The sequence below is a fragment of the Mycobacterium sp. AT1 genome (assembly GCF_002043095.1).
Taxonomy (GTDB): domain Bacteria; phylum Actinomycetota; class Actinomycetes; order Mycobacteriales; family Mycobacteriaceae; genus Mycobacterium.
Genome location: NZ_MVOC01000051.1, coordinates 30,911 through 44,088, shown reverse-complemented (window position 1 = coordinate 44,088; position 13,178 = coordinate 30,911). Strand labels below are relative to the sequence as shown.

General features: G+C 66.4%; 11 protein-coding genes and 1 riboswitch. Of the genes, 6 read left to right on the top strand and 5 right to left on the bottom strand.

The genetic code is table 11. From position 1 onward, the window contains the following. The first annotated feature begins 117 nt into the window (after positions 1-117). The 4 genes from B1790_RS23390 (at position 118) to B1790_RS23375 (ending at position 4,426) form a co-directional block, all read left to right on the top strand. On the top strand, positions 118-639 hold the full coding sequence (locus B1790_RS23390) for an Lrp/AsnC family transcriptional regulator (protein ID WP_079925676.1): 522 nt from the start codon (positions 118-120) through the stop codon (positions 637-639). Continuing rightward, on the top strand, positions 636-2,021 hold the full coding sequence (locus B1790_RS23385; protein WP_079925675.1) for an aspartate aminotransferase family protein: 1,386 nt from the start codon (positions 636-638) through the stop codon (positions 2,019-2,021). Before B1790_RS23390 ends, B1790_RS23385 begins: the two co-directional genes overlap by 4 nt. Positions 2,022-2,043: 22 nt before the next feature. Continuing rightward, positions 2,044-3,039, top strand: a complete 996-nt coding sequence (locus tag B1790_RS23380) for an SMP-30/gluconolactonase/LRE family protein (protein WP_079925674.1) — start codon at positions 2,044-2,046, stop codon at positions 3,037-3,039. 145 nt (positions 3,040-3,184) lie between these two features. After that, positions 3,185-4,426, top strand: coding sequence for a D-alanyl-D-alanine carboxypeptidase family protein (locus B1790_RS23375; protein ID WP_079925673.1), 1,242 nt, complete (start codon positions 3,185-3,187; stop codon positions 4,424-4,426). A 3-nt stretch (positions 4,427-4,429) separates the two neighbouring features. Here B1790_RS23375 and yhjD read toward each other — a convergent pair whose 3' ends face one another. From yhjD to B1790_RS23360, 3 genes are read right to left on the bottom strand one after another with little or no spacing between them, the layout of a single operon-like run. Then, positions 4,430-5,455, bottom strand: coding sequence for an inner membrane protein YhjD (gene yhjD / locus B1790_RS23370; protein ID WP_079925672.1), 1,026 nt, complete (start codon positions 5,453-5,455; stop codon positions 4,430-4,432). 17 nt (positions 5,456-5,472) lie between these two features. After that, entirely contained in the window at positions 5,473-6,489 is a 1,017-nt protein-coding gene (gene trpS, locus B1790_RS23365) for a tryptophan--tRNA ligase (protein ID WP_079925671.1), read from the bottom strand. A gap of 45 nt (positions 6,490-6,534) precedes the next feature. Next, positions 6,535-7,335, bottom strand: a complete 801-nt coding sequence (locus tag B1790_RS23360) for an exodeoxyribonuclease III (protein WP_079925689.1) — start codon at positions 7,333-7,335, stop codon at positions 6,535-6,537. 74 nt (positions 7,336-7,409) lie between these two features. Here B1790_RS23360 and B1790_RS23355 point away from each other — a divergent pair, with 74 nt between their 5' ends. Beyond that, on the top strand, positions 7,410-8,255 hold the full coding sequence (locus B1790_RS23355; protein WP_079925670.1) for an alpha/beta fold hydrolase: 846 nt from the start codon (positions 7,410-7,412) through the stop codon (positions 8,253-8,255). A gap of 10 nt (positions 8,256-8,265) precedes the next feature. On the opposite strand, the gene B1790_RS23350 is transcribed toward B1790_RS23355, so the two are convergent. Next, on the bottom strand, positions 8,266-9,483 hold the full coding sequence (locus B1790_RS23350; protein WP_079925669.1) for an NADP-dependent isocitrate dehydrogenase: 1,218 nt from the start codon (positions 9,481-9,483) through the stop codon (positions 8,266-8,268). Positions 9,484-9,516: 33 nt separating this feature from the next. Beyond that, on the bottom strand, positions 9,517-11,751 hold the full coding sequence (locus B1790_RS23345) for an NADP-dependent isocitrate dehydrogenase (RefSeq protein WP_079925668.1): 2,235 nt from the start codon (positions 11,749-11,751) through the stop codon (positions 9,517-9,519). Positions 11,752-11,901: 150 nt separating this feature from the next. Between B1790_RS23345 and B1790_RS23340 the strand changes: the two genes are divergently transcribed. Next, entirely contained in the window at positions 11,902-12,960 is a 1,059-nt protein-coding gene (locus tag B1790_RS23340) for a triacylglycerol lipase (protein WP_233165280.1), read from the top strand. 44 nt (positions 12,961-13,004) lie between these two features. Then, positions 13,005-13,124: riboswitch (SAM riboswitch) on the top strand. Positions 13,125-13,178 lie beyond the last annotated feature (54 nt).

Here is a 13,178-nt window from a genome sequence, read left to right as displayed (position 1 = left end):
TACGCTAGCCGACCTGCCCCATCCCAGCTACGCATATCCCCCGTGCAAACCGGACGAAACGAACGATTTCAGCGCATTGGTTGCCTCAAACGACGGATTCCGTGCACAATCGTCGTCATGGTCGATAGGGATGCTCAGCCGGGCGTCCAAGCTGTCTCGTTGCGAATCAACCATTCTCGTCCTGGTGCGGCGTTCCAGCTGGACGAACTCTCCAAGGCGATCATCGACAAGCTGCAGCAGGACGGTCGACGGTCCTACGCGGGCATCGGCAAGGCGGTCGGCCTGTCCGAGGCGGCGGTACGCCAACGCGTGCAGCGGATGGTCGACGCCGGCGTCATGCAGATCGTCGCCGTCACCGATCCCATGCAGCTCGGCTTCGCCCGCCAGGCGATGATCGGCATCCGGTGCACCGGCGACACCACGAAGATCGCCGACAAGCTCGCCGCCATCGAATCCGTCGACTACGTGGTGCTCACCGCGGGATCCTTCGACGCCATCGTGGAAGTCGTCTGCGAGGACGACGGTGACCTTCTCGACCTACTCAACACGAAGATCCGGGCCGTACCAGGGGTGATATCCACCGAAACTTTGGTTTACCTCAAACTCGTTAAGCAGCAATACAATTGGGGCACAAGATGACTCTCGTAGAATCAGATCCAACCGTATCCACCGACATGGGCGCCAAGGCCAACCGCCACCTGTGGGGCCACTTCGCCCGCCACGGCGAAGGCATCACCCCGACGATCATCACCCGTGGCGAGGGCGTCAACATCTGGGACAGCAACGGCAACAAGTACATCGACGGCCTGTCCGGGCTGTTCGTGGTGCAGGTCGGCCACGGCCGCGCCGAACTGGCCGAGGCTGCCGCGAAGCAGGCCGAATCGCTGGCGTTCTTCCCGCTGTGGTCCTTCGCCACCCCGCCCGCCATCGAATTGGCCGAGCGCATCGCCAATTACGCACCGGGCGACCTGAACCGGGTGTTCTTCACCACCGGCGGCGGCGAGGCCGTCGAGAGCGCGTGGAAGCTCGCCAAGCAGTTCTTCAAGCTGACCGGCAAGCCGGGCAAGTACAAGGTGATCTCGCGGTCAATCGCGTACCACGGCACGCCGCAGGGTGCGCTGGCCATCACCGGCATCCCGGACTTCAAGGCGCCGTTCGACCCGCCGACCCCCGGCGGCTTCCGGGTGCCCAACACCAACTTCTACCGGGCGCCCGAGCAGTACAGCACCGACCCCAAGGCATGGGGCCGCTACTGCGCCGACCGCATCGCCGAGGCCATCGAGTTCGAAGGCCCCGACACCGTCGCCGCCGTCTTCCTCGAGCCGGTGCAGAACGCCGGTGGCTGCTTCCCGCCGCCGCCCGGATACTTCGAGCGGGTCCGCGAGATCTGCGACGAGTACGACGTGCTGCTGGTCTCCGACGAAGTGATCTGCGCCTACGGCCGGATCGGCTCGATGTTCGCGTGCGACGACTTCGGTTACGTGCCGGACATCATCACCTGCGCCAAGGGGCTGACCTCGGGCTACTCGCCGATCGGCGCGATGATCGCCAGCGACCGGCTGTTCGAGCCGTTCGACGACGGCAAGACCGTCTTCGGGCACGGCTACACCTTCGGCGGGCACCCCGTCTCGTCGGCGGTCGCGTTGGCCAACCTCGACATCTTCGAGCGCGAGGGCATCAACGACCACGTCAAGCAGATGGCGCCGGCGTTCAGGTCCACCCTCGAGAAGCTCCACGACCTGCCGATCGTCGGCGACGTGCGTGGCGAGGGCTTCTTCTACGGCATCGAGCTGGTGAAGGACAAGACCACCAAGGAGACCTTCAACGACGAGGAATGTGAGCGGCTGCTGCGCGGCTTCCTCACCCCGGCGCTGTTCGAGGCCGGGCTGTACTGCCGCGCCGACGATCGCGGCGACCCAGTCGTGCAGTTGGCTCCCCCGCTGATCTGCGGCCAGAAGGAATTCGACGCGATCTACGACATCCTCAGCGACGTCCTGGGGCGTGCCAGCAAGATGATGTAGTGCTTCGCGGACGCAAGGAGCAATCGAGGTGAAGCCGCCGATCGATCCCGTCCGCTGGCAGCCGTCGGCGGCTCGGCGGCTGCCGGCGCCCGACCTCGACCGTTGGCTGACGATCGTTCCTCTGCCGGGCTTGGCCCCCGAGGACGTCGTCGTCGACGGAAGGGGCGGCGTGTACACCGGGGTCGTCGGTGGCGACGTCATCCGCGTCGACGCGGAATCCGGCTCACACGAGGTGGTGGGCAACACCGGTGGGCGACCGCTCGGTCTTGCCGTCGCACGTGACGGTCGGCTGCTGATTTGCGACAGCCATCGCGGACTGTTGGCGATGAACCTCGCCAACGGTGAGATCGAGACGTTGGTCGACTCGTTTGAGGGCCGCCCTCTGACGTTCTGCTCCAACGCGGTCGAGGCGTCGGACGGCTCCGTGTTCTTCACGGAGTCGACCGACCGCTTCGGCTACGAGCACTACAAGGGCGCGGCGCTGGAAGGTCGCGGCTCTGGCTCGCTGTTCCGGCTCGACGTCGACGGCACGGTCACGCGTTTGGTGTCCGGGCTGCACTTCGCGAACGGGGTGACGCTCACCGCGGACGAGTCGGCGGTCGTCTTCGCCGAGACGACTGGCGCGCGGGTGTCGAAGTTCTGGCTCACCGGCCCCGAGGCGGGCACGGTGACGCCGTTGGCCGAGGGGCTGCCCGGGTATCCGGACAACATCTCGACCGGGCCCGACGGCAGCATCTGGGTGGCCATGGTGTCGGACCGCAACGCCATCGTCGAGCGATTGGCGACGAAGGCCCCGATCCTGCGAAAGCTGTTGTGGTACTTGCCCTATGCCTGGCTCCCCGACGTCAAGCCGGTGGTGTGGGTGATCGCCTTCGACCCCGACGACGGCCACGTGCTGACTCAGCTGCACGCCAGCCATTCCGCCTTCGGGTCGACGACGGGCGTCGTCCAGGAGGGCAACCGGGTGTGGCTGGGCGGCATCGGAGCCTCGGCGATCGCCTACTTCGACCTGTCCTGACCGTCGACTGCACGCATGTCGTACGCATCGCCCGAGTAGGTCCGTAAACAAGCGGGCAGTCGGCGGAACATAGAACTCACTGGCCACTCTGGTAACAGCGTGGCAACTCCGAAAACCCAAGGCAGTCGCCTAACCTGCAGACACCATGGCGACGTTCCACACCGTGTCCCGACGCGCTGCCGCGTTGGTAGCCACTCCCCTCCTGGCAGCGTTCTGCCTGCTCGGCAGCCCCGCATTGGCCAACGCCGACGACGCCTGCCCCTACCGGGTGGTGACGCCCCCGGCCGTCGACTCCTCCGAAGTTCCCGAGTCCGGCGACCCGCCAGCGCCCCTGCCCGTACCGGCCAAACCCCTCGGCGGTGACGCACTGTCCGGGTGCGGCATCATCACCGCGCCTGGCACCCCACCCGTCCCCGACGACGTGTCGTCGGAGGCCTGGCTGGTCGCCGACCTCGACAGCGGCGACATCATCGCGGCCAGAGATCCGCACGGCAGGCATCGCCCGGCCAGCATCATCAAGGTTCTGGTGGCGATGCAGGCACTGCGGGAGCTGCCGATCAACAGGCAGGTCATCGGCACCGCGGACGACGCGGCGGCCGAAGGCACCAGGGTCGGCGTCGACCAAGGCGGCAAGTACACGGTCAACGACCTGCTGCACGGACTTCTGATGCACTCGGGCAACGACGCCGCGCACGCGCTCGCCGCCCAGCTCGGCGGCATGGACACCGCGCTGCAGAAGATCAACGACCTGGCGAGCAAGCTCGGCGGTCGCGACACCCGCGCCGCCACCCCGTCGGGCCTCGACGGCCCCGGCATGAGCACCTCGGCCTACGACCTTGGACTGTTCTACCGCTACGCCTGGCAGAACGCCGTGTTCGCCAACGTGGTGGCCACCAAGACGTTCGACTTCCCCGGCCACCCCAACCGCGACGGCGGCGAGGACAGCCCCGGCTACGAGCTGGAGAACGACAACCAGCTGCTCTACAACTACCCCGGCGCCCTCGGCGGCAAGACCGGCTTCACCGACGACGCGGGGCAGACCTTCGTCGGAGCGGCCGAGCGCGACGGACGGCGGCTCGTCGCGATCATGTTGCGCGGCACCCGGATACCCATCGCGCCGTGGGAGCAGGCCGCGCACCTGCTCGACTACGGGTTCGCAACCGATCCGGGCACGAAGGTCGGCTCGCTGATCGATCCAGACCCGTCGTTGGTCGCGCGGGCGGCCAATCCGCTCGGTGACAACGTTCCCGCCCAGGACGTGGCGGCCTCACCCCTGCCGACCGCCGACGCCGTGCCCGTGCGGGTCGGGGTGGGCGTGGTCGGCGCGATCGTCGTATTCGGCCTCATCATGGCCGCCCGTTCGCTCAACCGGCGCCCCACCGACTAGGCGCTAACGCCGCCGCGTCAGCCGGGAAAGACCAAGGGCGCCAAGCGCACCGATCCCTACTGCGGCGACCGCCCCGCGGACGCCGATGCCCTCGTGCATCTCGACCCTGGTGGTGATCTCGGCGGGATCGGGAGGCCCGACCGGCGCCGCCGCCAGGTTGTCCCGTGACGTCGCGGCCCACGCGGTCGCGAAGAGGATCAGGCGAGCGGTGATGTAGGCGAACACCATCAGACCAAGGACGGGACCGAAGGTGGCGCCCGCGGGCCCACGGATCACCGAGGCAAGGTACACCGACGCGACCAACTTGAAGACCTCGAACGCGACGGCCGCCAAAAGCCCAGCCCGCGCGGCGCTGCGCAGGCTGACCGACTCCCGAGGCAGCCGCGCGATGATCCAGGTGAACAACAGCCAGGAGATGCCGAGGGACACGACGAGCGAGGCGATCCGCAACAGGACGCCCAGCCCGGTGAACTCGGGGATGCCGAGGAACTCGACGACGTTGCGCATCACCGTCCTGTTGCCGAGGAGAGACAGCGCGACGGTGACGGCGATGGCCACGAATGCCGACAGCAGCGCCAGCAGGTCGGAGATCTTGGTGCTCAGGAAGCCGGGGGGCTCCCCCCGCTGATGGCCCCACATCTGGCTGAGCGCCTCGCGCAGGTTGGCCATCCAGCCGAGCCCGGCCCACGCCGCGGTGGCCAAGCCGATCACGCCGACCGAGGTACGGGATTCGATCGCCGACTTCATCAGCTCGACGAGCTGCTGCCCGAGGTCGCCGGACACCGACCCGGTGATCTTGCCCTCCACGACGGCCAGGAGGTCCGGTCTGCTGGCCAACACGAAGCCACCCGCGGCGAAGGCGACCATGAGTAGGGGGAACAGCGCGAAGATCGTGAAGTAGGTGATGCCCGCGGCGTAGAAGTCGCCCTTGCTGTCGTCGTAGCGCCCCTGGGCAGCCATGATGCGGTCGAACCAGCGATATCTGGCTCGAAGCCGGTCCAATACGCCTGGCTCGGCCGGTTCGGTCACGCCGGCCTCCTGATGGCCTAGGAACGCTTGCTGAGGAATCCCAGTTGGTCGTATACCCGCGCCAGCATCTTTGCAGACACCTCGTTCGCCCGCGCTGCGCCCGCGGTGAGCGCGGACTCCAATTCGGCCGGGTCGGCCAGCATCTCGTCGACCCTGGCCTTGATGGGCGTGACGAATTCGACGACTGCGTCCGCGGTGTCGGCCTTGAGGTCGCCGTAACCGCGGCCGGCGTAGCCCTCGACGAGCGCGTCGACGTCGGTGCCGGTGACCGCCGACTGGATCGTCAACAGGTTGGACACCCCCGGCTTGGCCTCGCGATCGAAGCGAATCTCACGCTCGCTGTCGGTCACGGCGGACCGAATCTTCTTGGCGGTCTTCTTCGGATCGTCGAGCAGGCTGATCAGTCCCGCGTCGGTGGCGGCCGACTTGCTCATCTTGGCCGTCGGGTCCTGCAGGTCGTAGATCTTGGCGGTCGCCTTCTGGATCATCGGCTCGGGCACCACGAACGTCTTCGGGAAGCGCGCGTTGAACCGCTGTGCCACGTCGCGGGCGAGTTCCAGGTGCTGACGTTGGTCCTCGCCGACGGGCACCAGGTCCGTGGAGTACAGCAGGACGTCCGCCGCCATCAGGACCGGGTAGGTGAACAGACCAACGGTCGTGGCGTCCGCCCCCTCCTTCTGCGACTTGTCCTTGAACTGGGTCATCCGCGACGCCTGCCCGAACCCGGTGAAACAGCCCAGCACCCAAGCCAATTCGGCGTGCGCGGGCACATGACTCTGCAGGAAGACGGTGGACCGGGACGGGTCGATGCCCAGCGCGAGGTACTGCGCGGCGGTCACCAAGGTGCGCTTGCGCAGCAGGGCGGGATCCTGCGCGATCGTGATCGCATGCAGGTCGACGACGCAGAAGTAGGCGTCGTGTCCGTCCTGCAGTCCGATCCACTGGCTGACTGCGCCAAGCGCATTGCCGAGGTGGAGGGAGTCGGACGTGGGCTGCACGCCGGAGAAGACGACGCGCCGATTCGAGTCACTCATGATGGCGTTGATCCTTCCACCCTCGTCATCCCGCGTGATCTTGGGTCAGGCGTACTCGACGGTCACCGGGGCGTGATCGGACCAGCGCAACGCGTAGAGCTCGGCACGCTCCACCCGGGCGGCGACGACCTTCTCGGCCAGCGTCGGGTTGGCCAGCTGATAGTCGATGCGCCACCCCGCGTCGTTGTCGAACGCCTTGCCGCGCCACGACCACCAGCTGTACGGCCCCGCGACGTCGGGATGCATCGCCCGCACCACGTCCACCCATCCCGTGGCCAGCAGATCGGTCACCCATTGCCGTTCGGCGGGCAGGAAGCCGGCCTTCTTCTGATTGGCCTTCCAGGCCTTGATGTCGTTCTCGGTGTGTCCGATGTTCCAGTCGCCGCACACCACGGCGTCGCGTCCTGCGTCGCGCAGGACCTTCATCCGCGCGGCGAGGGCGGCCATGAAGCGTTCCTTCTCCCGCTGCCGCTCGGTCTCCGCCTCGCCGGTGGGGACGTAGATGCTGGCGACGGTGAGATCGGCGGTGTCGACCTCGAGGTAGCGGCCGTGCGCGGCGAACTCGTCGGCCCCGGGACCGATCAGCGCACGGGTTATCGGGTGCCGGCTGAGCACCGCAACACCGTTGCGGCCCTTGAGGTGTGGATCGGCCGACGCCAGATGCCACCCGGCGTCGAGGGCGGGGGCCAGCGCCTTGGCCAGCTGATCGTCGTCGGCGCGGGTCTCCTGCAGACAGATCACGTCGGCCGCGGTCTTCTCGAGCCAGGGCAGGAGGCCGCGATTCTCGGCGGAGCGTTCCTTGACGGCGGCGCGGATGCCGTTGACGTTGACGGTGGTGACGATCACGAGGGACAGACCATAGCCGAGTGCGCCGGGCACGATTCTTGCGGTACCGGCGGTATCACCTTAGTGTCGGCGGCATGACGACCCGTGACCCGATCCACCTCGGCGACTCCGGCGGCGAGCCGATCATGATGCTGCATCCGTTCCTGTGCTCGCAGGCGGTGTGGCAGACGGTCGCCGAACAGCTCGCGGACACCGGCGAATACGAGGTGTTCGCGCCGACGATGGTCGGCCACAACGGAGGCCGCAAGGCCACGTCGTGGGTCATGGGCACCTCCGACCTGGTCGACGACGTGGAACGGCGGATGGACGAGCTGGGCTGGGACACCGCCCACGTCGTCGGCAACTCACTGGGCGGCTGGGTCGCCTTCGAGCTGGAACGACGCGGCCGCGCCAGGTCGTTGACGGCGATCGCACCGGCAGGCGGCTGGTCGCAACACTCGCTCACCAAGTACGAGACCGTGCTGAAGTTCCTGGCCGGTGGGCCCGTGCTGGCCGCGGCGCGCCTGCTGGGGCCCCGGATCCTGGGCCTGCCGTTCGCGCGACGCATCGCGACGCTCGCCGTGAGCGGTCCCGCCGACGGGCCGAGTCACCCCGACCTGGTCAAGCTGATCGACGACGCGACACACTGCACGGCGTACTTCCAGCTCCTGGTCAAGACGCTGCGACTGCCCGGCCTGCTGGAGTTGGCCAACGTCGCGGTTCCCACGCAACTGGTGCTGTGCGAGAAGGACAGGGTCTTCCCCACCCCGCGGGGCAACCGGTACCTGATCGACAACCTGCCGCGCGACACCCGGGTGGTTCGCCTGGATGGCCTCGGCCACATCCCGATGCTCGAGGCGCCGGGTCGAGTCACCGAGCTGATCGCCGACTTCGTCGGATTCCACGCCGAACGCGAACGGCGGATACCGCCGGCGGGCTGAGCCCTCGGGGTTAGGCGAGCGCCTTCTTGAGGTGATCGGCGATGGTGCCGAGGTACTCCTCAGTGGTCTGCCAGCTCTGCTCCGGCCCGATCAGCAGCGCGAGGTCCTTCGTCATGTTGCCACCCTCGACCGTCCCGATCACGACCTCCTCGAGGGTTTCGGCGAACTCGACGACCGCCGGCGTGCCGTCCAACTTGCCCCGGTGGGCCAGCCCCCGGGTCCACGCGAAGATCGAGGCGATCGGGTTGGTCGAGGTCGGCTTGCCCGCCTGGTGCTGCCGGTAGTGCCGGGTGACGGTACCGTGCGCGGCTTCGGCTTCGACGGTCTGCCCGTCAGGGGTCATCAACACCGAGGTCATCAACCCCAGTGAGCCGTAACCCTGTGCGACGGTGTCGGATTGAACGTCGCCGTCATAGTTCTTGCAGGCCCAGACGTACCCGCCCTCCCACTTGAGGCAGGAGGCCACCATGTCGTCGATGAGCCGGTGCTCGTAGGTCAGTCCCTTGGCGTCGAACTCGGCCTTGAACTCCTCGTCGAAGATGCGCTGGAACTCGTCCTTGAACATTCCGTCGTAGCCCTTGAGGATGGTGTTCTTCGTCGACAGGTACACCGGATAACTCTGTTGGAGACCGTATTTGAACGACGACCGAGCAAAGTCCTGGATCGACTTCTTGAAGTTGTACATCCCCATGATGACGCCGCCCTCGTCGGGGATCTGGACCACGTCGTGCACCATCGGCTCACCGCCGTCGGCCGGGGTGAACGTGACCGTGAAGGTACCGGGTCCGTCGACCTTGGTGTTGAAGGCGCGGTACTGGTCACCGAACGCGTGGCGGCCGATGATGATCGGCTTGGTCCAGCCGGGCACTAATCGAGGCACGTTGTGGATCACGATTGGCGCCCGGAAGATGGTGCCACCGAGGATGTTTCGGATGGTGCCGTTGGGCGACGACCACATCTGCTTGAGCCCGAACTCGGAGACCCTGGCCTCGTCGGGCGTGATCGTGGCGCACTTGACCCCGACGTGGTGCCTCTTGATGGCGTTGGCCGCGTCGACGGTTACCTGGTCGTCGGTCGCGTCGCGGTGCTCGATGCCAAGGTCGTAGTACTCGAGGTCGACGTCGAGATACGGAAGGATCAACGTCTGCTTGATCAGCTTCCAGATGATGCGAGTCATCTCGTCGCCGTCGAGTTCTACGACCGTGCCGTCGACCTTGATCTTGGACATGTGAGCCACATTACAAGGACGCCCGCCGGTGGATCAGCCGTGAGCGGACTCCAACGCCTCGTTGAACGTCTTGCTTGGACGCATCACTGCCGTGATCTTCTCGGGATCCGGGTAGTAGTAGCCGCCGATGTCGACCGAATCACCCTGCACGCCATTGAGTTCGGAGACGATGGCCTCCTCGTTGTCGGCCAACGCCTTGGCCAGCGGCGCGAAGTAGGCAGAGAGCTCGGAGTCCTCGGTCTGCGCCGCCAGCTCCTGCGCCCAGTACATGGCGAGGTAGAACTGGCTGCCCCGGTTGTCCAGCTCACCGGTCTTGCGCGACGGATTCTTGTTCTCGTCCAACAGCTTTCCGGTCGCCGAGTCCAGCGTCTTGGCGAGGATCCTGGCCTTCTGGTTGTCCTCCTTGGCGCCAAGGCCGTCGAAGCTGGCGGCCAGCGCGAGGAACTCGCCGAGCGAATCCCAGCGCAGGTGGTTCTCCTCCACCAGCTGGCTGACGTGCTTGGGTGCCGATCCGCCTGCGCCGGTCTCGTACAACCCGCCGCCGGCCATCAGCGGCACGATGGACAGCATCTTGGCGCTGGTGCCCAGTTCCAGGATGGGGAACAGGTCGGTCAGGTAGTCCCGCAGGATGTTACCGGTCGCGGCGATGGTGTCCTGGCCGCGCATGGCCCGCTCGATGGTGTGCCGCATCGCGCGCTCTTGGCTCATGATCGTGATGTCGAGGCCGTCGGTGTCGTGGTCCTTGAGGTACTTGTTGACCAGCGTGCGCAACTCGTTCTCGTGGGGCCGTTCCTGGTCGAGCCAGAACACCACCGGCATGCCGGACTCGCGCGTCCTGGTGACGGCCAGCTTTACCCAGTCGCGGATCGGGGCGTCCTTCACCACCGGCATGCGCCAGATGTCGCCCTCTTCCACGTTCTGCGTGAGCAGCACCTCACCGGTCTCGACGTCGACGATGTCGGCGACGCCGTCCTCGGGAATCTCGAAGGTCTTGTCGTGGCTGCCGTACTCCTCGGCCTTCTGCGCCATCAGGCCGACGTTGGGAACGGTGCCCATCGTCGTGGGGTCGAACTGGCCGTGGGTCTTGCAGAAGTTCACGATCTCCTGGTAGATCCGGGAAAACGTCGACTCGGGGTTGACCGCCTTGGTGTCCTTGAGCTTGCCGTCGGCGCCGTACATCTTGCCGCCGGCGCGGATCATCGCGGGCATGGACGCGTCGACGATCACGTCGCTTGGCGAATGGAAGTTGGTGATGCCCTTCGCCGAGTCGACCATCGCCAGCTCGGGACGGTGCTCGTGACAGGCGTGCAGGTCGCGAATGATCTCTTCGTGCTGCGTCGCGGACAGCGTCTCGATCTTGGCGTAGAGATCGCTCAAACCGTTGTTGACGTTGACGCCCAGCTCGTCGAACAGCTGCTGATGCTTGGCGAACGCGTCCTTGTAGAACACCTTCACCGCGTGCCCGAAGACGATGGGGTGGCTGACCTTCATCATCGTCGCCTTGACGTGCAGCGAGAACATCACGCCGGTCTCGTAGGCGTCCTGCATCTCCGTCTCGAAGAATTCACACAGCGCCTTCTTGCTCATGAACATGCTGTCGATGACGTCGCCCGCGTCGAGCTTCACCTCCGGCTTCAGCACCAGGGTCTCGCCGCCCTTGGTCTTCAGCTCCATCCGCACGGTGTGGGCCTTGTCCAGCGTCAACGACTTCTCACCGTGATAGAAGTCGCCATGCCGCATCGTCGCCACGTGCGTGCGGGACGCCTGCGACCACTTGCCCATGCTGTGCGGGTGCTTGCGGGCGTACTCCTTGACGGCCTTCGGTGCGCGGCGGTCCGAGTTACCCTCGCGCAGTACCGGATTCACCGCGCTGCCGAGACACGTGCCGTAGCGCTGCTTGATCTTCTTCTCTTCGTCGGTCTTCGGCTCGCCCGGGTAGTCCGGGAGGTCGTAGCCCTTGGCCTTGAGCTCCTTGATGGCGGCCAGCAGCTGCGGCACCGAGGCGCTGATGTTCGGAAGCTTGATGATGTTGGTGTCCGAGAGCTGCGTGAGCTTGCCGAGCGCGGCGAGGTTGTCCGGCACCCGCTGCTCTTCGGTCAGGTAGTCGGAGAACTCGGCCAGGATGCGGGCCGCGACGGAGATGTCGCTGGTCTCGACGTCGATGCCGGCGGCGCCCGCGAACGCGCGCACCACGGGAAGGAAGGCGTGCGTCGCCAGCAGCGGCGCCTCGTCGGTCAGGGTGTAGATGATGGTCGGCTGCTCAGTCACTTATCTGTCTCCCGGCGTCACGGTCTATCTGCGTTCAAGGTCATTATCGCGTCGAGTACGAACCTACGCGTAGCTCTCCTGCCACGGATGGCGTGGGTGACTCGGCGAATCATGATCGGTTGACGCTGAGGACAGTTACGCTGCGGCCTCGTGAGGCAAATACTGGCAGCGGGGGCAGCAATCCTGACGATGGTGCTGACGGCCGGCTGCGGCAGTGAACCCGCCGCGCCGACCGAACCCGAGAAGCGCTCGGCATCCCAGGCCGTCGTGATCGTCTCCGGCGGGGACGCGACCAGCCCGTTCACCACCCCGGACCAGGCGTGCGCCACCGGCCTGGCCGCCGGCAACACCGACACCGCCCTGCGTGAACACCTGCTCGAACAGGGCTACACCGTCTTCACCTCACCAGCCATTGCCGGCCGCGGACAGGTGGTCGACCAGACCGGTTTTGGCCCCTTTGGAATCTGCCCGGTCACCCTGCCGGAGAACATGACCGTCGACTCGACGGCCAGCATCGACACCGCCGGTGAACACTTGGCGCGCTTCCTGAACTGGCTGCACACCGAGAAGGGCGTCACCGACGTCGACTTCGTCGCCCATTCGATGGGAGGGCTGTACTCCCGCTCGGCCATCCGCGTGCTGACCAGCACGAACTCGCCCGTGCACGTGCGCTCGCTGACCACCCTCGGCACCCCGTGGCAGGGCAGCTACCTTTCGGACTACGCCAACGGCAACCTGCCCCTAACCGACTGCCTCGGCAACGCGCTCTGCGAGACCGCCATGAAGGGGATGAAGGACGAAGTGCTGCGCCTGATGTCCGGGAGCGGCCGCGAGGTCAATCGGGCCTATCTAATGGGCGACAACGGTTGGAACGAACACCAGTCCGGGGTTCTCCAGGACATTCCCGTCGTCCTGATCGCCGGGAAGCGGTTCACCATGCCCGGCCAGGTCAACCCTGCCGTGTGGCCCAACGACGGATTGGTCGCCCTGTCCAGCGCGCACGCAGTCGACGTCGCCGACTCCGTGCTTCCGCACCGTCGCTGCTACACCGTCGACGACACCCACAGCATCTTCGTCTCCAACGCTGCCAAATTGGAGTGGAACACCGCGATGACCTGGGATCCGCAGGTGCTGGACGTCGTGCACCAGTCGATCGAGGACGCCCCGAAGGCGCTCGACACACCCAACCGTCAGGGTTGTCCTAGCTAGATCACACTGGCACCCACGGGACGTCGTGGGATACGCTTCGTTTCGGTCATGAGTGCCAGCGTCAAGCCCCGGCTTGCTGGCCGGCAACCCTCCAACCGCGGTGGGGTGCCCTGGGTGATGACCAGGTTGAGTAGCCGCAGTTGGCTACACGGCAAGCGCGGGCCCGCCATGACGGGCCCCTTAGTAGACAGGGAAACCTGATGCGGAGGCCCCCGTTG

Coding starts and splice junctions, on each gene's coding strand:
- B1790_RS23390 (WP_079925676.1), top strand. CDS start 118: ATGGTCGATAGGGATGCTCAGCCGGGCGTCCAAGCTGTCTCGTTGCGA.
- trpS (WP_079925671.1), bottom strand. CDS start 6,489: ATGAGTGACTCGAATCGGCGCGTCGTCTTCTCCGGCGTGCAGCCCACG.
- B1790_RS23355 (WP_079925670.1), top strand. CDS start 7,410: ATGACGACCCGTGACCCGATCCACCTCGGCGACTCCGGCGGCGAGCCG.
- B1790_RS23385 (WP_079925675.1), top strand. CDS start 636: ATGACTCTCGTAGAATCAGATCCAACCGTATCCACCGACATGGGCGCC.
- B1790_RS23375 (WP_079925673.1), top strand. CDS start 3,185: ATGGCGACGTTCCACACCGTGTCCCGACGCGCTGCCGCGTTGGTAGCC.
- B1790_RS23350 (WP_079925669.1), bottom strand. CDS start 9,483: ATGTCCAAGATCAAGGTCGACGGCACGGTCGTAGAACTCGACGGCGAC.